16 protein-coding genes and 1 riboswitch are annotated in these 19,424 nt (G+C 52.1%); of the genes, 9 read left to right on the forward strand and 7 right to left on the reverse strand.

What is annotated here, in order from left to right; translation table 11 throughout:
• Positions 1 to 306 precede the first annotated feature (306 nt).
• The 3 genes from DEP07_RS24185 to DEP07_RS24195 all read left to right on the forward strand — a co-directional run bounded on the left by DEP07_RS24185 (position 307) and on the right by DEP07_RS24195 (position 2,202).
• Positions 307 to 1,599, forward strand: coding sequence for a helix-turn-helix domain-containing protein (locus DEP07_RS24185; RefSeq protein WP_122965892.1), 1,293 nt, complete (start codon positions 307 to 309; stop codon positions 1,597 to 1,599).
• 15 nt (positions 1,600 to 1,614) lie between these two features.
• Positions 1,615 to 1,743 (forward strand): hypothetical protein, encoded by a 129-nt coding sequence (locus tag DEP07_RS24190; RefSeq protein ID WP_255679242.1) that lies wholly within the window; start codon positions 1,615 to 1,617, stop codon positions 1,741 to 1,743.
• Positions 1,744 to 2,028: 285 nt separating this feature from the next.
• Positions 2,029 to 2,202 carry an aspartyl-phosphate phosphatase Spo0E family protein gene (locus DEP07_RS24195; RefSeq protein ID WP_217365719.1) on the forward strand — a complete coding sequence of 58 codons (174 nt, stop codon included), beginning with the start codon at positions 2,029 to 2,031 and terminating at the stop codon, positions 2,200 to 2,202.
• A 199-nt stretch (positions 2,203 to 2,401) separates the two neighbouring features.
• Here DEP07_RS24195 and DEP07_RS24200 read toward each other — a convergent pair whose 3' ends face one another.
• A complete protein-coding gene (locus tag DEP07_RS24200; RefSeq protein WP_122965745.1) occupies positions 2,402 to 2,935 on the reverse strand; it encodes a GNAT family N-acetyltransferase in 534 nt (177 codons plus the stop codon).
• A gap of 215 nt (positions 2,936 to 3,150) precedes the next feature.
• Positions 3,151 to 4,308, reverse strand: a complete 1,158-nt coding sequence (locus tag DEP07_RS24205) for an MFS transporter (protein ID WP_122965744.1) — start codon at positions 4,306 to 4,308, stop codon at positions 3,151 to 3,153.
• Positions 4,309 to 4,467: 159 nt separating this feature from the next.
• Here DEP07_RS24205 and DEP07_RS24210 point away from each other — a divergent pair, with 159 nt between their 5' ends.
• Complete coding sequence (locus DEP07_RS24210; RefSeq protein WP_173595639.1) at positions 4,468 to 4,986, forward strand: GNAT family N-acetyltransferase; 519 nt, start codon at positions 4,468 to 4,470, stop codon at positions 4,984 to 4,986.
• A 126-nt stretch (positions 4,987 to 5,112) separates the two neighbouring features.
• Here the strand turns inward: DEP07_RS24210 and DEP07_RS24215 are convergent, their stop codons facing one another.
• Positions 5,113 to 6,711, reverse strand: coding sequence for a peptide chain release factor 3 (locus DEP07_RS24215; RefSeq protein ID WP_122965742.1), 1,599 nt, complete (start codon positions 6,709 to 6,711; stop codon positions 5,113 to 5,115).
• Positions 6,712 to 6,902: 191 nt separating this feature from the next.
• On the opposite strand from DEP07_RS24215, the gene DEP07_RS24220 reads away from it, so the two are divergent.
• From DEP07_RS24220 to DEP07_RS24235, 4 genes are all read left to right on the forward strand, one after another.
• On the forward strand, positions 6,903 to 8,423 hold the full coding sequence (locus DEP07_RS24220; protein WP_281868243.1) for a carboxypeptidase M32: 1,521 nt from the start codon (positions 6,903 to 6,905) through the stop codon (positions 8,421 to 8,423).
• Positions 8,424 to 8,618: 195 nt separating this feature from the next.
• The gene (locus DEP07_RS24225; RefSeq protein WP_167470357.1) at positions 8,619 to 8,762 is read left to right on the forward strand and encodes a hypothetical protein; all 144 of its coding nucleotides are present in this window, start codon (positions 8,619 to 8,621) and stop codon (positions 8,760 to 8,762) included.
• A gap of 123 nt (positions 8,763 to 8,885) precedes the next feature.
• The gene (locus DEP07_RS24230; protein ID WP_122965740.1) at positions 8,886 to 9,464 is read left to right on the forward strand and encodes a mismatch-specific DNA-glycosylase; all 579 of its coding nucleotides are present in this window, start codon (positions 8,886 to 8,888) and stop codon (positions 9,462 to 9,464) included.
• Positions 9,465 to 9,541: 77 nt separating this feature from the next.
• Positions 9,542 to 10,528: a phosphotransferase gene (locus tag DEP07_RS24235; RefSeq protein WP_122965739.1), complete on the forward strand. Its 987-nt coding sequence runs from the start codon at positions 9,542 to 9,544 to the stop codon at positions 10,526 to 10,528.
• A gap of 72 nt (positions 10,529 to 10,600) precedes the next feature.
• On the opposite strand, the gene DEP07_RS24240 is transcribed toward DEP07_RS24235, so the two are convergent.
• Together DEP07_RS24240 and metH are read right to left on the reverse strand one after the other, a co-directional pair.
• The gene (locus tag DEP07_RS24240) at positions 10,601 to 12,466 is read right to left on the reverse strand and encodes a bifunctional homocysteine S-methyltransferase/methylenetetrahydrofolate reductase (protein ID WP_122965738.1); all 1,866 of its coding nucleotides are present in this window, start codon (positions 12,464 to 12,466) and stop codon (positions 10,601 to 10,603) included.
• A gap of 34 nt (positions 12,467 to 12,500) precedes the next feature.
• The gene (gene metH / locus DEP07_RS24245) at positions 12,501 to 15,950 is read right to left on the reverse strand and encodes a methionine synthase (protein WP_242771879.1); all 3,450 of its coding nucleotides are present in this window, start codon (positions 15,948 to 15,950) and stop codon (positions 12,501 to 12,503) included.
• Between the two features lie 116 nt (positions 15,951 to 16,066).
• Positions 16,067 to 16,167: riboswitch (SAM riboswitch) on the reverse strand.
• A 209-nt stretch (positions 16,168 to 16,376) separates the two neighbouring features.
• Here metH and DEP07_RS24250 point away from each other — a divergent pair.
• The gene (locus tag DEP07_RS24250; protein WP_083955646.1) at positions 16,377 to 16,484 is read left to right on the forward strand and encodes a YjcZ family sporulation protein; all 108 of its coding nucleotides are present in this window, start codon (positions 16,377 to 16,379) and stop codon (positions 16,482 to 16,484) included.
• A gap of 69 nt (positions 16,485 to 16,553) precedes the next feature.
• On the opposite strand, the gene DEP07_RS24255 is transcribed toward DEP07_RS24250, so the two are convergent.
• Together DEP07_RS24255 and DEP07_RS24260 are read right to left on the reverse strand one after the other, a co-directional pair.
• Positions 16,554 to 18,722, reverse strand: a complete 2,169-nt coding sequence (locus DEP07_RS24255; RefSeq protein ID WP_173595634.1) for a YcdB/YcdC domain-containing protein — start codon at positions 18,720 to 18,722, stop codon at positions 16,554 to 16,556.
• On the reverse strand, positions 18,713 to 19,300 hold the full coding sequence (locus DEP07_RS24260) for a sigma-70 family RNA polymerase sigma factor (protein WP_173595984.1): 588 nt from the start codon (positions 19,298 to 19,300) through the stop codon (positions 18,713 to 18,715). Before DEP07_RS24260 ends, DEP07_RS24255 begins: the two co-directional genes overlap by 10 nt.
• Positions 19,301 to 19,424 lie beyond the last annotated feature (124 nt).

A 19,424-nucleotide genomic window follows, 5' to 3' on the forward strand; every position in this document is an offset into this window, starting at 1 on the left:
CAGACTCAACCAATACCGATCACAGAGCCAGCCTCCATCTGATGTATGTATTAGTACCAAGATTTTATATAGGGCTACTAGGTTTTAGTGGCATGAGCGTGCTGTTTTCTGCTCATCATCATATCACATCATGGAAAAAAGTGGACAAAATTTGACAGCGCGAACAAACTTCGATCTCGTGCAAAAGCTCACTCTATTTTCACACAGTTACCAATTCCTATAATTTACAAAGAAAATGCATAGTGTTAAAATTCAAAAGGATAAAAAAGGAAAATGCAGGGAAACCAGGTTAGAAGGTGGAACGAGATGGACGAAAGTGTAGGCACTCTTCAATTTACTACCATCGGTGATATCATAAAAAAGCATAGGGAACAGGCTAGTCTCAGTATCACACAGCTATCAAACCTCTCGGGGGTACACAAGGGCGTCATTTCCAAAATCGAATTGGGAGATACCAAACGACCAGAGTTGAGAACAATCAAAGCGATTTCACATGTGTTGGAAATCCCTTATCAAAAAATTGTTGCGCACTATATTGACGTCGAGAAACGAGTAGAAACCTTAAAGGAACTGCTTTTGGAGGCCGTACAATTCGCGAACGAGCCATTAGTCTCAAAAGTTGCCGTAAAGCTTCTTGAATCTCCCCAAGAAGATACATATAACGCAATAGAACAGCTATATCTTCTGACGAAAAACTTGACAGAAACAGCTTTTCAATTGTTGCTATACAAGATCATCGCTCAATACGCAAGAGAGCGTGGCGTGCCTCCATACGTTGCAAAAAGCCTGCTGCAAATATATTTGATCGAGCGACTTGATTTAAAACAAATGGAGGATTCATTCAAAGCTGGCGAGGAAATTCTGTATTACGTGGACTTCCTGTCTCAAGAAGAAAAAATCATCTATTATTTCAGAATGGGGCTTCAAGCTTTTGCCATCAAGAAGTACAAGCAGTGTATTGAACTTTGCGAAGCAGGTCTGGCTTTGGAGACGACTGAAACAGAACTAAAAGCCAGGGCCTATTTGGCAATGATCAACTCATACTATTTCTTGGACAATTTTGACGCAGTAGAAAAGCATTTAGATGTCTTTGAAAAGTTTCGATATGATTTTGTTACAGACGCAACCAAGACGACCCGTGGTATTGTTAAAGCAAGACTAAAAAAATACGATACAGCCATTCCGCTACTTCGACGTTGCTTGGATGAGGTTAGCAAGGATATAAAGATTCACGTTGTAACCGAACTGCTTGATGTTTATTTTCAAACAGAAGACATGGACTCCATAGCAGAACTGCTCGCACGGGAGGAAGAGTTTTTGCCTGATTCTCCGCAAACACCCTATAAACATGTCTCGATTGGAATCTATCATCAACACAAAGGGAATTACATGGTGAGAATGGGGCAGCTTGACGCCGGGATGAACAGCTACGTTACCAGTTTGCAAGCATATGGAACAGTTAATGCCGAAGAAGAAATTGTCAAATGTATGGCAGATATTTTTTCCTATTTCTCCAACAATTCCAAGTCTATGGATTTACATTTTGTAGATATGATTCACCAAGTATATAATAATTATATTGGTAAAAACCGTAAATAAAAGGAGGCTAGTAACATGAAAAAAGCAATTGCTATGATATTCTTATCTTTAACTCTGTTTGTTTCTGCCCACTATCTGCCTGGTGACCAAGTGAACTCCCCGTCAAACACGGTAGTTCAACGAGTAGTTGACCCTGGCTATTAATCTAGAAGTAAAAAATCGCTTCAACTAAGAACGCTCAATGAGCGTTCTTTTTGCTTTTCATGTAAATTCAAGTCGAAATATGTAGAACTTCTCAAGGCTTTTATTTTTATTAACATGCATGCGACAGCCTTTACAATAAGGACATTCAGATTGCAAATATGCCAAAGGAGTGAGCGTGCAAAAGACTAGCTAACTGGACAACGGTTTCTTTGCTATGACATTTCTTGCAAAGGTTTTCAACCAATTAGAATAAAAACCCAATATTTTGCTAGGAAGGGTATCGTTTTGGAAAAGGAAAAACTTGAACTGATTATAGAACAATTGCGACAACAATTATGCCAGATAGTAAAAGAAAAAGGTTTATCCGATGCTTCCGTGGTTGAGCTAAGCCAAAAACTCGACATTTATATCGTTCAATATCAACTTAAACACGGAGAAGAAAAAAATGGCGAGTTCTGAATCGGGAACACGATTATGTGGAGTAATGAACGAACTCAGCGTATATATTCATAGAGCCAGCCCTCATCAGATGTACATATTGCAGTACCAAGGTGTTACGTATGAAGATTTTTTTCTGAATATTCATTCCCTGTTGAGACTGGCTTTATGATGAAGCGCAAAACGCATCATGAATTATAGGGTTACAGAAAGACGTTTCCTACTCCGAAACACCCTCCACATTCTCCCTCATCAACGACCAGTAAATCATTTCTCCGTCTCTAGCTGTCTCTTGAAAATTCAATTTTTCCAAAATCCTCGCAGAGTCAGCATTATGTATAAGGCATCTGGCTGTGATCGCTTTCACCTCTGCTTGTGAAAATGCCCACTTTACCAACCCTTTCGCTGCCTCCACTCCAAAGCCTTGCTTCCGCTCCTGCCTAATAATGCCATAGCCGATATCGACTTCTCCCAGCTCATTCGGTCTTCCTTTAAAACCCGCATCTCCAATAATCGTGTTTCCGTCTTTTTTCACGATCATCCAGGATTCGAACCCTGTTGGTTCCCCGACAAGCTCCAGATTTTTAATGATCTTTGGCAACGTTTCGATGGCATCCTCATCCGGCCAGCCGTCGCCCAGGCGATAGCCGTCCACTAAAAGCTCATCAAAGTTTCCCCGCAAGATCGACTCCGCGCTGCTTTTCGTAAACGGTGTTAAAACAAGTCTTTCCGTCGTGATTCGTTTGTCTTTCATCTGGTGTTTAGCTCCTTTTTTCACTTTTGGCGCTTATCATAAAAATGATCGTCCGCTCATCATCATAGCACGCCATGGAAAATAGTCGATTAACGGAGTCTTAATTTTCAAAATCGGACCGACTGAAAACGTGAACACCCTTCTCCCGATTCCCCTTTTCCCCCTGCACAAAAAAAGAGTCTCCCTGCCCCCCCTCCAGGAAAACTCTCCGCTCCCTACCTTGTCACCCCGCTCAACAACAGCCGATGCAACCCGCTGATCAGACACACCCCCGCCGTGACAAAAAAAGCGATGAAGTACGAGTGATGCCAGTTGCCCAAAAGACCTGCCACCACGGGACTGAGGACAGCCCCGACCGACAACACGGCAGAGTAAATGCTGAACACGCTGCCGTACATTTCGCGCGGAGTGTGGATCGTCAAGGTCGTGGCAAAAGCCGGGAACAGCATTCCGAAGCATGCGCCGAGGCAGAACATCATCACCTGAATCGGAATCGCCAGACCCATCGCCAGCATGTACATCAAGAGGCTGAGGATGCCAAGCCCCGCAAATGACCGCGTTTCGATCGCTACCTTGTGCAGCCAAAACTGGCTGAGGATCGCGAGCGCTCCCAATCCTTTCAGGCTGAACAAAATTCCCGTAACGGCTGGCGACATCCCTTGCTTTTGCACGAGCAGCGGCACTTCGTAAATGATCGTCCCTTGCGCGTAGATGATGGCAAACCCGCCGAGAAAAGCCGGATACAGCATCCGATTTTCCATGATCGCGAGCAGACTCTGTTTGCCTGATATGTTCGGCTTGGAGGGCGCTACCTGGTCGCTGCCGCTGTCCACTACTCTTGAAGGAAGGACGAGCCAGGAAAAAACGCCTGCCACGATCATGATGTAACCCAAAATGACGAACGACTGGCCGTAGCCGAACTGTACCGCAAAAAAGCTCCCGACCGCTGGCGAGACGATCCCGGCTGTCGTGAGCACAAGTCCTTTTTTGCCCATGATTTCGCCCTGTTCCAGCGCGGTTTTGCCTGTCTCCCCCAGCATGGCGGAACAGGCGGGCGAGACGAACGCCATGACGAAGCCAAGCATCAGGCGAAACGAAAAAAATGCCCCGGCATGCGTCACGAGTCCTTGTCCAATCAGCATTACCCCAGCCAGGATCAGGCCTCCGGCAATAAACCATTTCTTCGGAAAACGGTCGAGAAAAGGGCCTGCGATGAGATTGCCGCTCAGATTGCTGATGGCATAACCGCCCAGCACGAAGCCGATCATCGCAGCGGATACGCCCAATATATTCAAGTACGGCGCCAGCAGCGGCGTTTGCGCGTGCATGTCAAAGGCAACGAGAAACAACACGACCAACAGCAGAACCCTCAAAGCATTCCCATCCTCTCATCCCGCCAGTCTTTGTCCCAGTATATGAGGGGAGTCGTCCAAGTAGGATAGGAAAAGCTTTCTGAATTGCCAAAAACAAGCAGCTTTTCTCGCTTGCATCCTGTATGATGGAAAAAAATGAAAAGGCTGGTGAGTCAAGCTATGATCGTTTTGCAAACAGAGCGTCTTGTTCTGCGGCGCGCGCACGCGGAAGATGATGCGGCCTTTATTTTCGGGCTTTTGAACGAGCCATCCTGGTTGCAGTACATCGGTGATCGCGGCGTCCGCACGTTGGCAGATGCGCAGCAGTACATCGTCAACAGCTTGCAGGCAAGCTACGAAAGCTACGGCTTTGGCTTGTTTGTCGTCGCAGAAAAAGCAACAGGCACTCCGGTAGGCTTGTGTGGCCTCATAAAAAGAGATTTTCTGGAGGATGTCGATATCGGCTATGCTCTCTGTCCTCCCTATTGGGGAAAAGGGTACGCCTTCGAAGCGGCCTCCGCTGTTTTGGACTACGGACGCGAGGCGTTCGGGCTGAAACGGATCGTCGCGATCACGGACAAGGCGAATGATGCATCCGGCAAATTGCTGGAGAAGCTGGGCTTGCGCTGGGAAGGCTACGTTCGCAAGCAGCCCGATCAGGAAGAGCTGAAGTTCTTCTCCATTGATTTCCCCTCCTAAGACTTTAGGCAAAAAAGCCGTTAGCAAGCCCGTCTTTAAGCGAGCAAATCTTTCAGTCAAGCGCGCCGGAACACGAAAAACAGGACCCCGCAATTCCTGCGAAGTCCTGTTCTACTCTCCTGCCACTTACGATTGAACAGCTTTCAACCCGAGCGAGCTTTCATGGAATTTGATGGACGAATGCTTATCCATCGCTACCCGAAGCTGGTACTCGCTTTCGAACAGCATGACCGGACGTCCGTAGCGGTCTGTCACGGTTTTGTTCTTCACGGCATCGAGCGCCGCTTTGTCGCCTTCGAGCCAGCGGGCAATCTGATACGGCATTCTCGTCAGCATAATATCGACGCCATACTCTGCTTTGAGTCGGTATTCCAGCACCTCAAACTGCAAGACGCCGACTACGCCGAGAATCAGTTCTTCCATTGGATAGGTGCGGAACAATTGTACCGTCCCTTCCTCTGTCAGCTGCATGATGCCTTTTTGGAACTGCTTGTGCTTCATCGCGTCTTTCACCATGACTTTGGAGAAAAACTCAGGCGAGAAGTGCGGCATTTCCTCGTACTCGAACGACTGGCCGACACAGAGCGTGTCTCCGATCTGGAAAATGCCCGGATCGAACAAGCCGATGACATCGCCTGCGAACGACTCCTCGACGATCTCGCGGTCTTGCGCCATGAACTGCACAGGCTGCGCCAGCTTGATGTCTTTGCCCAGACGCACGTGCTTCACGGCCATGCCGCGCTCGAACTTTCCGGAGCAAATGCGCAAGAAAGCGATACGGTCGCGGTGAGCCGGGTTCATGTTGGCCTGGATTTTGAAAATAAAGCCGGAGAACGGATTGGTGTACGGATCGATCATGCCGGCATTGCTCTTTTTCGCGGAAGGCGCTGGCGCCATTTGCAGGAAGTTGTCCAGGAAAGTCTGCACGCCGAAGTTGTTGATCGCGCTTCCGAAGAACACAGGTGTCAGCTGTCCTTGGGCAATCAGTTCGGGATCGAACTCATCCCCTGCTACGTCGAGCAGAGAAATTTCGTCCTGCAGTTGCTGCCACAGCTCCTGACCGACGCGGTCGCCGATCAGCGGGTCTTCGGCTCCCTCTACCGGGAAAAACGAGATATCTTCATGCTGCGTGTTGGTCTGATACAGCTCGACGCGGGATTTCATGCGGTCGTACACTCCGCTGAAGTAGCTTCCCATGCCGATCGGCCAGTTCATCGGGTACGAACGGATGCCCAGTACGCGCTCGATTTCTTCCAACAGCTCAAACGGGTCTTTCCCGTGACGGTCCAGCTTGTTGACGAATGTAAAAATCGGAATGCCGCGCATCCGACAGACCTTGAACAGCTTGATCGTCTGCGCCTCCACCCCTTTTGCCACGTCGATGATCATGACGGCAGCGTCGGCAGCAGTCAGGGTGCGGTACGTGTCTTCACTGAAGTCCTGGTGACCAGGAGTGTCCAAAATATTGATGTGGTGCCCGTTGTATTCGAAGTCCATCGCACTGGACGTAACGGAGATTCCGCGCTTTTTCTCGATCTCCATCCAGTCGGAGGTAGCGTGCTTGGAGTTTTTCCGGCCTTTGACCACCCCTGCTTCGCGAATGGCTCCGCCGTAGTAAAGCAGCTTTTCCGTCATCGTCGTTTTACCCGCATCCGGGTGGGAGATGATGGCAAAGGTGCGTCGTTTTGCTATCTCATTTTCCCATTGGGGATTGGTTTGACTCATCAATCATTCTCCTGTCATCGCGAATAAGTAGCCAGATTGTTTTCCTATACGATTATACCGACAAATGCGTGCTGCATCCACCTAGTAATTTTTCTTCAAACCGTTATAATATTTAGTAGTAAAAATTTTTTGACTGCATGATGTACATACTTGACCAATTAGCGTTTTCATACTTACACAGGAGGGACCCCATGACAACCAATCTGGAAACACACGCGGCTGATTTTCGCGCCTATGTGAAAAAAATGACCAGCTACAACCAGGCACTCGCTGTTCTGCAATGGGACAAAGCAACGCAAGCGCCACGCAAAGGGATGGATGCCCGCTCCGAGATTATCGGCGTGCTCGCTGGCGAACAGTTCAAGCTGGCGACATCCAAAGAAATGGAAGCGTTTTTAACCGAGCTCGGCGAACCTTCCGCACTGGAAGCGCTCGATGAGATCACGCGTCACAGCGTGCTCGAATGCAAAAAAGAATTTGACCGCAACAAGCAGATTCCGGCTGAGAAATACCAGGAATTTGTCGTTTTGACCTCCCAGGCGGAAACGGTATGGGAAGAAGCCCGCGCCAACAACGACTTCTCGATGTTCCAGCCGTACCTGGAAAAAATCGTGAACTTCCAGCTGGAGTTTATCGAATATTGGGGACACGACGGCAAAAACAAGTACAACACCTTGCTCGACCTGTACGAGCCGGGCATGACAGTCGATCAACTCGATCCGATCTTCGCTACCCTGCGCGAGAAAACCGTCAAGCTGGTCAAAGCAATCGCGGAATCGCCGAACAAGCCGGACACCGCTTTCTTGAACAAAAACTTCCCGATTGCCGAGCAGGAGGCGTTCAGCCGCTTCATTTTGGAAAAAATCGGCTACGACTTCAAGGCGGGCCGCATGGACAAGAGCGCCCATCCATTCTGCACCACCTTCAATCCGGGCGACGTGCGCATTACGACTCGCTACGACGAAAACGACTTCAACTCGGCGCTGTTCAGCTGCATCCACGAAGCGGGTCACGCCATGTACGAACAAAACATCAATCCTGAGCTTTTGTTCACGCCGCTCTGCGACGGTACTTCGATGGGCATTCACGAGTCCCAGTCCCGCTTCTGGGAAAACATGATCGGACGCAGCCTGCCGTTCTGGAACCACTTTTTCGCTGATTTGCAAAAAGCATTCCCGGCCCAATTCGAAGGCGTATCCGTGGAAGACCTCTACCGGGCGATCAACTCTGTCACTCCGTCCTTCATCCGTACAGAGGCTGACGAGCTGACGTACAACTTGCACGTCATGATTCGCTACGAGATCGAAAAAGGCTTGATCAACCAAACGATTCAGGTTGCCGATCTGCCGAAAATCTGGAACGAAAAAATGCAGGAATACTTGGGCGTGGAACCGCCTACCGACACACTCGGCGTTCTCCAGGACGTGCACTGGTCCGGCGGCAGCTTCGGCTACTTCCCGACTTACTCGCTCGGCAACGTGTACGCGGCCCAATTCGCCCACGTCATGAAGCAGGAAATCAGCGGCTTCGAAGACTTGCTGGCAAACGGCGACTTCGCTCCGATCCGCGCTTGGTTGAAAGAAAAAATTCACCAGCACGGAAAAATGAAAAGCCCGCGTGAACTCGTGCAAGCGATCACGGGCGAAGGCACCAACGCGACCTACCTGATGGAATACTTGGAGAAAAAATATACCGACATCTACAAACTGTAATGTGTAGATGGTTGTACCCACAGCGTTCCCAATCCGGGAGCGCTTTTTTCACGGATCGCTTGAAATCGCTTCCTTTTTGTTCACCTTCTATCCACGATTTCTTCACGCCTTATTCACACCTGCCCAGCCACAAACTCACAAAAGAGGAGTATGATAAGCGTGTAAAACATTTCCACCAAGTGAGGGGTAATCCTTATGATTCAACAATTGTCGCGCTGGTTGTGGGGCAAAGAAGAACACGAAGCCGTTCCTTTCGAGACAAAAAAATACGTCCGCAATGAAATGGAACAATTCATCACGAATGAGCCGGAGCACATGCTGCCGTACGCTCAGCTGTAAGATCGAACCTAATCACACTTTTACCGATAAGCTGCCAGCGTTTGGCAGCTTTTTTTGCCTGTTTCTGTAAGCGCTCTCCTCTGTGCTACAATCAAATCAAGGAAAACAATCGGAGGGATCATCTTGGTGGAATTTACGGAAAAATGGCTGCCTACTTACATCCGCCGCGATTTGACAGTGTTGTTTTGCGGCATCAATCCCGGGCGCGTATCGGCCACAGCCGGATTCCACTACGCGAACCCGGCGAATTTGTTTTGGCGCGGCTTGTTCGAGGGCGGGCTTACCGCAAGACAACTGCTGCCGGAAGAAACCTCGCTGCTGTTGGATTACAACTACGGCATTACCGATCTCGTCACGCGCCCTACCCGCTCCTCTTCTGATCTCACGCGCGAAGATTTTGACACAGGCGCAGAGCAGTTCGTGCACATGATCCAAACGTACCGCCCGCGCGTCATCTGCTTTAACGGAATTACGGCTTTTCGCCATGCAACAGGCCAGAAAAAAGCCGCTGTCGCGCTGGGTCTGCAACCAGAGAAGGCATTCGCTACCAATGATTGGGCAGGCAGCTACTTGTTCGTCATCCCGTCCACGAGTGGAGCCAACGCCTCATTCACACGCGCGGAACGCATCGCCAAATTCGCCGAGCTGAGCGACTTTTTGCGCCAAAAAGACTGGCATCCGCTTCCCTTGCCGCCCAACTGAAGCGCCATGAGTGTCATCCGCTTGGGCCGCCGCGTATGATAATCGTACGTTTCTTTTGCAAGGGAGGCGCAAAACGGATGGACGACCTCATCGGCAAAATCGAGCAAAAGTACGCGCTGAAAGTATTGCAGCAGGAAACACTTCGCGAGACGCCCAAGTCGCTCGTCGTCTTTCTCGATACCTCGATCGGCAAGTTTATCGGCAAAATTTCGTACTTACCGAAAGAACGCCAGCACTTCATTTTGAACGCCGAAGCGCATTTGCGCAAAAAAGGCATTCTCATCCCCGGCATCCAGCGCACGAAAAGCAACCAGCGCTCGATTGTGTACAAAGACAACTTGTTTGTGCTGCACCAATGGTTTTCCTGGCCGAAAATCGCCTACAGCTCACCGAAAAAGCTGGAACAGGTCGGAGCCGCACTAGGGCGCTTCCATCTGCAATCGCTCGGTTTTACTTCCAAGCATGGCGAGCTGTACAACGGGGCGAAAAAATGGTCGGAGGAATACAAGGCGGACCTGGCTGCACTGGAAAAATGGGAGCAGCGCCACATGAGCAAAAAGAATCCGAAATCGACGACGATTGTGGAATACTTGCCTTATTTTCGCCAGGCAGGGCTTGCGGCGCGAGAACAGTTGAAATCATCCGCCTACTTTTCCAGCTGGAAAAAGCTTGCCCTGCGCAAGCATTTCCTCTGCCACGGAGATTTCAACAACGGCAATTTGCTCACGCGCAACCAGCAAATCGCGATTATCGACTGGGAAGACGTCCGCTACGATTTTCCTTCCAAAGACATCAGTCGCGTCCTCTCGCTCGCCATGCGCAAGGCAGGAAGCTGGAACGAGCCGTTGTTTACGTCTTTGTTGCGGGCCTACTTGCAGGAAAATCCGCTGTCTGCCGAGCAGCTGCATTTGCTGTTTGTCGATCTGACCTTCCCACATATCATGGAACGGTTTTTGCGCATGAAGCAGTATGAGGAGATGGAAGTGGCCGAGATTCAGAAGTTTTGCACGCGTGAGGCGATCAAGACCGCCTATATGCTGGATGAACTAAAAGCCCTCGCGTAAAGACGAAAGGCAGCTGCCTGTCTTGCGCGAGGGCCTATTGGGCTTTTTTCCTGTTTGGGCTGGTCTGGTCTTCTACGGTTGCGCCGTTTTGACCAGGGCGCTTTGCTGCCGCACGTACGCAATCAGGTCAGCAGCCATATCGTAATAGTTGAAAGGCGTAATCAGGTAAATCCCGTTGAAATAGCGGACAGCCGTGTCGAGCAGTTCTTTGGCGATGGCGATGCCTTCCTGCCTGGCCGCTGGTCCCTGTACTTTTTTCATCCGTTCCAAGGCTTCCGCCGAAAGCTTGATGCCAGGCACTTCATTGTGCAGGAACTCGGCATTTCTTGAACTGGTCAGCGGCATGATGCCGATAAAAACCGGGATGCCGATGTGCTTGGTCGCCTCGTGTACAAGGCGAATCGATTCGACGTCATACACAGGTTGGGTCATGATGTAATCAGCCCCTGCCTCGACTTTCTTTTCCAGCCGGGCGACAGCCGCTGCCATGTTGCGCACGTTCGGGTTGAAGGCTGCGCCCACGATGAACTGGGCTTTTTGCTTGAGCGGTCGTCCCGAGAACGAGACGCCTTCGTTCAACTGCTTCACCATGCGGATCAAATCGAACGAAGTGACATCAAACACCGAGCTTGCCCCCGGCAAATCGCCGAAGCGGGACGGGTCGCCCGTGATGACGAGAATTTGGTCGATGCCAAGCGCGTGCAGCCCCATCAGATGGGATTGCTGCCCGATCAAGTTGCGGTCACGGCAGGCAATATGCAAAAGCGGATCGATCCCGTGTCTCGTTTTCATCAGCGCTCCGAGCGCCATGTTGCTCATCCGCACCGTCGCAAGCGAATTGTCTGCCAGCGTGATCGCGTCTGCCCCTGCTTTGTGCAGCTCGCAGCAGCCGTCCAGAAACTGTTCGGCGTCGAGATCGCGCGGCGGATCAAATTCGACGATGATCGTTGTAGCTGTTTTCACCCGTTCCACGATGCTTGGCTTCTCGCGCTCGTGAATGCTTTGTACCGTTATGTGCGGACGCTCCGCCAACGCAATCGTTGGATTCACGCGTGCTTGCGGCTTTTGCCCTGCGAGCGCATCTGCTATCGCCTTCACGTGTGCAGGGGTCGTTCCGCAGCAGCCGCCGATCAGGCGCACTCCCTGGTCGCGCAGGCGCAGGGCGCTTTCGGCAAAATAGTCGGGAGACGACTTGAAGGCGTACTCCCCGTCCGTCATTCCCAGCCGTCCCGCATTGGGGAACGCTGACAGAAGCGAATCATCCGGGAAGATCGTGCTTTCAAAAGAGCGCAAAATTTCAGCCGGACCCAAGCGGCAGTTCAGACCGATGACGTCTGCTCCTGCCTGTTTCAGTTGCGGAAAAGCATCCGTCAGCGAGTAGCCGTCGCGCGTGCGTCCGACTTCCAATGTCGCCAGTTGCGCAATGACGGGCACATCTGTCAGCGGACGAATGACCTCGATGGCGAGCAGCAGTTCCTCCAGATCGAGGAACGTTTCCAAAATCAGCGCGTCTACGCCTGCGTGCAACAGCGCGATCGCCTGTTCCTCGTACTGGTCCCGATACTCATCCAGTACCTTTTTCTTCACCCGTCCAGCCAAAATCGAGCCGATGCTGCCTGCCACGTACGCATCGTCCTTGGCGGCTTCGCGGGCAATCGCCACGGCAAGGCGGTTGATCCGCGCCACTTTGTGCTCCAAACCGTAGCGGCTGAGCGCATCCCGGTTCGCGGAAAATGTATTTGTCTCCAAAAGGCGCGCTCCTGCCTGATAGTACGACGCATGAACTTCGTGCACCACTCGCGGATTGGACAAACACAACTCTTCAAAGCTGACGCCAACCGGGGCGCCCAGCGCATGCAGCTGGGTCGCCATGGCTCCGTCTCCGACCAGCAGGTGCTCCTGCAAATACTCCCGTAAGTCTTGCTTGCTCGTCGTCAACTCAATCCCTTCTCTCCCATTTTCATTAGACGATCTATACTTCAAACACCGACGGACCTGCGTTAAAGTAACGCGCTTCCGGGTGGGCAAATACCATCGCGGATACAGAAGCTTCCGGCTCCATCATGAAGCCTTCTGTCAACTGGATGCCGATGTCTTCCGGCCGCAGCAGGCGGAACAGTTGCGCCTGGTCTTCCAAGTTCGGGCAAGCCGGATAGCCGAACGACACGCGAATGCCTCGATAGCGGGCACCGAAGCGCTCCAGCATGGTCATTTCCGCCGGATCAGGAATCCCCCATACATCGCGCATTACGTGGTGAATCCGCTCCGCAAAAGCTTCCGCCAGCTCCAGAGCCAATGCTTGCAAAACGTGCGAGCGCAAGTAGTCGCCGCGTTCCTTCAGTTCAGTCGAGCGCTCGCGAATGCCGCCGCCTGCTGTCACCGTCAAAAATCCGACGTAATCCATCTCCTTGCTCTCGACCGGACGCAAGAAATCGGACAGGCACAGATGCGGCTCTTCCGGCTGACGCGGGAACGAGAATCGTTCCAGCACTTTGCTGTGGTCGTTTGGATCGTAGACGATAATATCGTTGCCGTCCGCTTGCGCCGGGAAAAACTGATAGGCACCGTGCGCCTTGATCGTTCCCTGCTGCTTCGCTTCATTCAACAGCTCCTCGACTATCCCGTACAGTTCCAACGCCTTTTCGTCGCCCGCTTCCAGCAATTTTTCCACGTTTCCACGCACACCGAGATGCTTGCCGAGCAGCATGCGCAAATTCAGGTACGGTTGCAAATGGCTGATCGGGTACTGGCGCAGCACGTGTCGCTCGCAGTCTGGCGGCAACTGAATCGGAACGGTTCTGCTAATCGCCGAACGGGCAGGCAGCGGAGCTTTTTTCTCTTGTACCACCACGGGTTGCGCCGTTGCCGCCGCTTCAGCGAGTTCTTGCTGCTCAGCGACCAGACGCTCCCGCTCGTTCGGGTTTTGCAAACGGTTGACGAGGTCGAGTCCGTCCATCGCATCCTTGGCGTACAACACGATTCCGTGGTATTCCGGCGCGATCCGGTTGGAAGTGAATTTGCGCGTCAAAGCCGCACCTCCGACCATCATCGGCACATCGATTCCCGCTGCTTTCAAGTCTTGCGCGGTAATGACCATTTGCTGGGCGGATTTGACCAAAAGACCGGACAAACCGATCGCATCCGGCTTCTCTTCCCGGCAAGCGGCAATCAGTTGCTCAGGCGGCACCTTGATCCCCAGGTTCACCACGTTGTAGCCGTTGTTTGCCAAAATGATTTCCACCAGATTTTTGCCGATGTCGTGCACGTCGCCTTTGACTGTCGCCAGCAAAATCTTGCCTTTGGCCGCCGCATCGCTCTTTTCCATAAACGGCTCCAAAAACGAGACGGACGCTTTCATGACTTCCGCGCTTTGCAGCACTTCCGCTACGATCAGCTGGTTTCCGTTAAACAGGCGGCCGACCTCTTCCATTCCTGACATCAACGGGCCGTTAATAATTTCAAGCGGCGCATACTTTTCCAGAGCCAGCTTCAAATCGTCAGTCAAGCCATCCTTGGAGCCTTCGACGACATATCGGGCGAGGCGCTCTTCCAAAGTCAGCGTGGAAGCTTCCACCCGCACTTCTTTTTTCTTCTGGCGGTAAAATTCGGTGAATGCAGCCAGTGTTTCGTCGTTTGTCTCGAACAGCAGCGCTTCCGCCAGCTTGCGCTCATCCTCGGGAATCGACGCGTAGCGCTCCAGCTTTTCTGTATTGACGATGGCAAAATCGAGTCCGGCAACCGTCGTGTGGTACAAAAACACGGCGTTGAGCACTTCGCGGCCCGCTGCTGGCAGCCCGAAAGACACGTTGCTGACCCCGAGAATCGTTTTGCACAGCGGCATCGCTTCTTTAATGAGGCGAATCCCCTCAACCGTCTCCTTGGCAGAACCGATGTACTGCTCATCCCCTGTACCGACCGGGAACACCAGCGGGTCGAAAATGATGTCTTGCGGGGCAATTCCGTACTGGTTGACCAAAATATCGTACGAGCGCTTCGCCACTTCCAGCTTCTTCTCGCGCGTGACAGCCATGCCCGCTTCCTCGATCGTTCCGACGACTACAGCCGCTCCGAACTTTTTGATCAGCGGCGCTACTTCTTCAAAGCGCTCCAGGCCGTCTTCCAGGTTGATCGAGTTGAGAATCGCTTTTCCCTGGGAATAGCGCAGGCCCAGCTCCATTACTTTTGCATCCGTCGAGTCGATCATCAGCGGAGCCTTGACCTTTTTCACGACGAATTGCAGGAATTTTTCCATATCGGCGTATTCATCCCGATCCGGGTCAGCCAAACAAATATCGATGACGTGAGCGCCGCGTTTTACTTGTGCCCGGGCGATATCTGACGCTTCCTCGTATTGGCCTGCGGCGATCAAGTCGCGGAATTTTTTCGAACCGATGACGTTTGTGCGCTCCCCTACCAACAGCGGGCGACTGTCATCTTCCACGTACACGACTTCGATGCCGGATACCGCGCTGACAGCCTGATCGACAGCCTGACGTGGCTTGCAGTCTTTCAATGCTTCTGCCATCGCCCTGATATGATCGGGCGTCGTTCCGCAGCAGCCGCCCGCCACGTTCAGCCAGCCTTGTTCTGCAAAAGCGCGCATTTTTGTCGCAAGCCCTTGCGGCGTCTCATGGTAATGTCCGTTTTCATCCGGCAAGCCCGCATTGGGGTAACAGCTCACTCCGCATTGAGCCAGTCCGGACAGCGTGCGCAGATGGTCGCGCATGAACTCGGGGCCAGTCGCACAGTTCAGCCCAACGGACACGGGCTTCAAATGCTCAAGCGAGATATAAAACGCCTCGATGTTTTGACCGGCAAGAGTCGTGCCCATCGGTTCAATCGTCCCGGACAGCATGACGGGCAACTCCACATCCAGCTCTGCGAACGCTTTGCGGATGCCGATTCCCCCCGCCTTGACGTTCAGCGTATCCTGCGATGTTTCCAGCAGCAGCACGTCGGCTCCGCCAATGATCAGTCCTTTTGCCTGACGATAGTAGGACTCCACCAGCTCCTCGAAGGTGACGCCGCCTGTCAAAGCGAGCGTTTTCGTCGTCGGTCCCATTGCCCCTGCCACGTATCGCGGCCACTCGGTTGTGCTATAGGCATCTACGGCTTCCTTCGCCAGGCGGGCCGCAGCGATGTTTAACTCCAAATCCTTGTCGGCGACATCGTACTCGGCCAACACGACGGAGGTGGCTCCGAATGTATTCGTCTCGACGATGTCCGCTCCCGCCTCCAAATATTTTTCGTGGATGGATCGAATGACGTCTGGTCGCGTCAAGTTCAAAAGCTCGTTGCAACCATCGTAGGCTTCGCCGCCAAAATCATCGGCGGTCAAGTTCGCCTGTTGCAGCATCGTGCCCATCGCACCGTCCAGAATCAGAATTTTCCGGGAAAGCTGTTCGCGAAAAGTGGGTTTCATTGACGTACTCCTTTTCTCCCTTGCGGCGTTTATTCTCGGCAGTTTTTTTGCACAAAAAAATCCTCTTCTTTGAAAGAAGAGGATTTGTCCGCGGATACAATTGCGCCTGAACCATCCTCTCATCTTTCAAAGCCGTAGCTTTGCTGGAATTGGCACCGGATTTTAACCGGTTGCCGAGGCTTCATCAGGCCAGTCCCTCTGCCTCTCTTGATAAGAGTTGTACCATGGTATTCATTTTTGACTTTCAGGTTTCATGTTTGACAGTATCTTAACACCGCGTCCTGTCTACGTCAATTGAGAATTTGTCTATTATTTACTGCTTTTCTTCCCGACTGCGCCCATTTTTGTGCTTACCGGGCATCCGCCCACGCCAATCTGTGCGATCGTGTATAGACTGTAGCATAACGGAAAGGAGGGGGAACAAACGTGAGTACATCTTACTGCGGAAATGGCATCTTTGGAGACTGCTTCGCACTGGTGCTCGTACTGTTTATCCTGCTGGTCATTGTTGGGTGTTCGTGTGACGACTGCTAGGTAAATGACAAGAAGAGGCTATCCCCCCGCCTTCCAGCTGGCTTGCGGGATAGCCTCTTTTTCTTGTCCTTACGGCTCGATTACAGCCTCGCCGCTTTTGGCATCGATGGTAATGAAACTGCTTGCCAGCTCTTCCTCGCTCCACGGAATGTACGCGAGTCTCGGCCGATCCAGCCAATCGTTTTCCTGATCTTTTAACAGGTAAACAAGCCTGAGTGGCATGACGCGCAAAAACGACTCGGCAGCCTTTTGTTTGGAAACGACCTCGGCTGACGAAGGAAGCTCTGTCAACTTGTGAGTCTCTCGCCAATTCCGGAAGCTGTTTACCTTCCCGGTCGAAGGGTCTACCGACACCTCGTAAGCGGCATCTGGCCCCTTGTCCAACACCGGAATCCCATCCTTGCTCATGACATAGCGGAATACCCAGTTGCCTGACGAAACCGGATTGGCTGCGCCAGGTTCCATCACTTGTGCAAGCTGCACTTCTTTTACGCCCGGATCGGCGTATTTGGCCAAAAAGAACACGGCTGCCTGCTCGGCCTGTTCGCGCTTCACGGTCACTTGCGTATTTGTGCGGGGAACGCGCAACCCAACTACCTGGCTCGTCTTCGCGTCGATCGTCACTTCATGCCAGCGGTCTTTGCTATCTGCCCAGTTAAATGATTTGTTCTTTTGATGATCATCTACGGATTCCCGATAGGACATGCCTTCGATATTGACGCCAAATTCCGTTTGCAAAAGCGCCTTCGCCTCTTCCTTCGTACGCACGATGACAGGCTGTTCGTGTGTCTCGAACGCATCTGCCTGCGGCTGCTCCCGCTGCAGTTGATCGTAGGCAAAGCCGTTGTTTCCCGTACCGTAGTTGATCTTGCCGCTATGCGCATCAATGTACCAATCAAGGAAAACCGGCCTTCCTTGTTGGAAAAAGGAAACCGCTGCCCTGTATTCCAGTGTCGGCTGTTTCAGCGCCTTCCCTTCGGACATGTGCTGCACGTATACAAGCTTCATATTTGCGGCCAGCTCGTTTTCGGCGGCGCTTTTCGCCACAGCTTCCGCAGCATCCGGGAATGAAGACGGGGAATACGCTCTCGTCGGTTTGCTGAACATCAGAAGACGTCCGGAGCTGCCCAGCTCAATATCCAGCACATCTTCCATGACAGGTAACCCGTTATGATAGCGCATGAATTTTTCCGCGCTATTCGATTCCACATGGCGATAGTTCGCGCTGTCAGCTCCAAGCAATCGGCCGAGAAGCTGCTTCGCTTGCTTTAACGCCTCTGCTTCATTTGGCTTTTGCGCTTCTTCGTTGCGGTCCCGCTGAATCCGGTACAGATCGATGTCTTGCCCGTTGCCGATTTCGCTCACCATCGCTGTCTGGCCTTCGTCGTTCACTTTGCCCAAAACCAGCGCCCAACCATCTCGAGTCAGCTGTTTGTTGTAGACAACCGGGAACGGATTCAGTTCAGGCACGGAGGCGGCGAATTTGGCAAACAGCTTCTGTTCCTGCTCGTTCAACCTGCCGAAAAAGGCGACGCGCTCCTTTTTGTCCACCTGGACAGTCAAGACATCGTACGGGACAGGCTTGCCGTTTTCCAACCGCTGATAGCTGACGTTCATCCACGTTCCGTTGCGCCAATCCTCATCCGCATAAACTTCTGTCGCCTGATGCGCGTAAGCCTTCGCTTCTTCACCGAGCGCGGTCTGCAAAAATGCTTGCGCGACTTTCTCTGCTTGCGCGGGCGCAATCGTTGTTTTCTCGCCGTCATTGCTCGCGTCCAGCAAGTAGCTTTCGATCCGCCCCGTCCGGGTGTCATACGCGACTTGTCCGATTGCCCTGTCCTTTTGCAGCAAGGTCACAAGCGCAACCCCATCCAGCGTCTCGCCTTTGCGCAGTGTGACGCCGCCAAGCTCAGGGACTGCCTTTTGCAGCGGAGCCAGCGCTTGTTCCGGTGAAACGGCCTGCTCCGCGGTTTTGTCCGTTTGATGCGCCGCCGCTGCGCTCGTTCCATTTTTTTGCGGCGACATGGACGGCAGAAAGCCCTCTCGCACCCCTAGCACGGTCAATGCCAGACAAGCCGCAAGCGATCCCGCCATGACCACGCGATTGCGATTTTTCTGCTTTTTCTTCCCGACTTCCATCCGAATCCTCTCTTCCATTTCCCGGGTAAACTTCACTCCCGAAGCTGCCGCTTTCCCTGCTTCGCGTACAGCTTCACGCAGCCCCTGATCTAGTTCCATTCCAATCCCTCCTTTTCACACAATGCCCGAAAATGTTTGCGCGCCCGATGCAGCTGCGTCCGTACCGCATCCTCGGAAATATCCAGCACTTGTGCTACTTCCTTAATTGACAAATCTTCATAGTAATGAAGTACCATGACCTTTCGATACAAAGGCGACAGCAGCATGACTTTCTCGGCGATATGTACCTGATCCAGTTGCTTGAAAACGGACGATTCCACGTTCCCTTCCGCCACTTGTTCCGGCACGGTTTCTTTCGGGGAGACAAACGTAGAAAAAATTTGCCGGAACGACCACGATCGCAAATACTTGCGCGATTCATTGATCGCAATCCGGTACAGCCATGTTTTCAAACTGCTCTCATGGCGAAACTGATCCAGCGACCGATAGGCTTTCAGGAACACTTCCTGTGTGATGTCTTCCGCGATTCCGCGATCTTTGACGATCATGTAGGCGAGCAGGACGATTTTGTCACCGTAGTCATTCATCAAAGTCGACAGCAGCGCATCCTTGGTCGGCTGCAAAGACCGCTCTGCCTCGTTCACGCGTGCCGCGTTAGCCTTTGCACTGGCATTCAGATTGACATTCACTTTGCTTCACCTCCTCTTGCAAACGATATCCATTTGATCCAGCAGCCTGCTTTTTGTGACAGAAATCGCGATTTATTTTTTCTGGCCTCTGTTTTCAGCGGAAAAGACGACA

It is taken from the genome of Brevibacillus sp. (assembly GCF_003521185.1).
In the GTDB taxonomy this organism is placed as follows: Bacteria; Bacillota; Bacilli; order Brevibacillales; family Brevibacillaceae; genus Brevibacillus; species Brevibacillus parabrevis.

Excerpts from the sequence above, each read along its gene's own strand:
- DEP07_RS24185 (WP_122965892.1), top strand. The coding sequence starts at position 307 with ATGGACGAAAGTGTAGGCACTCTTCAATTTACTACCATCGGTGATATC.
- DEP07_RS24190 (WP_255679242.1), top strand. The coding sequence starts at position 1,615 with ATGAAAAAAGCAATTGCTATGATATTCTTATCTTTAACTCTGTTTGTT.
- DEP07_RS24200 (WP_122965745.1), bottom strand. The coding sequence starts at position 2,935 with ATGAAAGACAAACGAATCACGACGGAAAGACTTGTTTTAACACCGTTT.
- DEP07_RS24210 (WP_173595639.1), top strand. The coding sequence starts at position 4,468 with ATGATCGTTTTGCAAACAGAGCGTCTTGTTCTGCGGCGCGCGCACGCG.
- DEP07_RS24215 (WP_122965742.1), bottom strand. The coding sequence starts at position 6,711 with ATGAGTCAAACCAATCCCCAATGGGAAAATGAGATAGCAAAACGACGC.
- DEP07_RS24220 (WP_281868243.1), top strand. The coding sequence starts at position 6,903 with ATGACAACCAATCTGGAAACACACGCGGCTGATTTTCGCGCCTATGTG.
- DEP07_RS24225 (WP_167470357.1), top strand. The coding sequence starts at position 8,619 with ATGATTCAACAATTGTCGCGCTGGTTGTGGGGCAAAGAAGAACACGAA.
- DEP07_RS24235 (WP_122965739.1), top strand. The coding sequence starts at position 9,542 with ATGGACGACCTCATCGGCAAAATCGAGCAAAAGTACGCGCTGAAAGTA.
- metH (WP_242771879.1), bottom strand. The coding sequence starts at position 15,950 with ATGAAACCCACTTTTCGCGAACAGCTTTCCCGGAAAATTCTGATTCTG.
- DEP07_RS24255 (WP_173595634.1), bottom strand. The coding sequence starts at position 18,722 with ATGGAACTAGATCAGGGGCTGCGTGAAGCTGTACGCGAAGCAGGGAAA.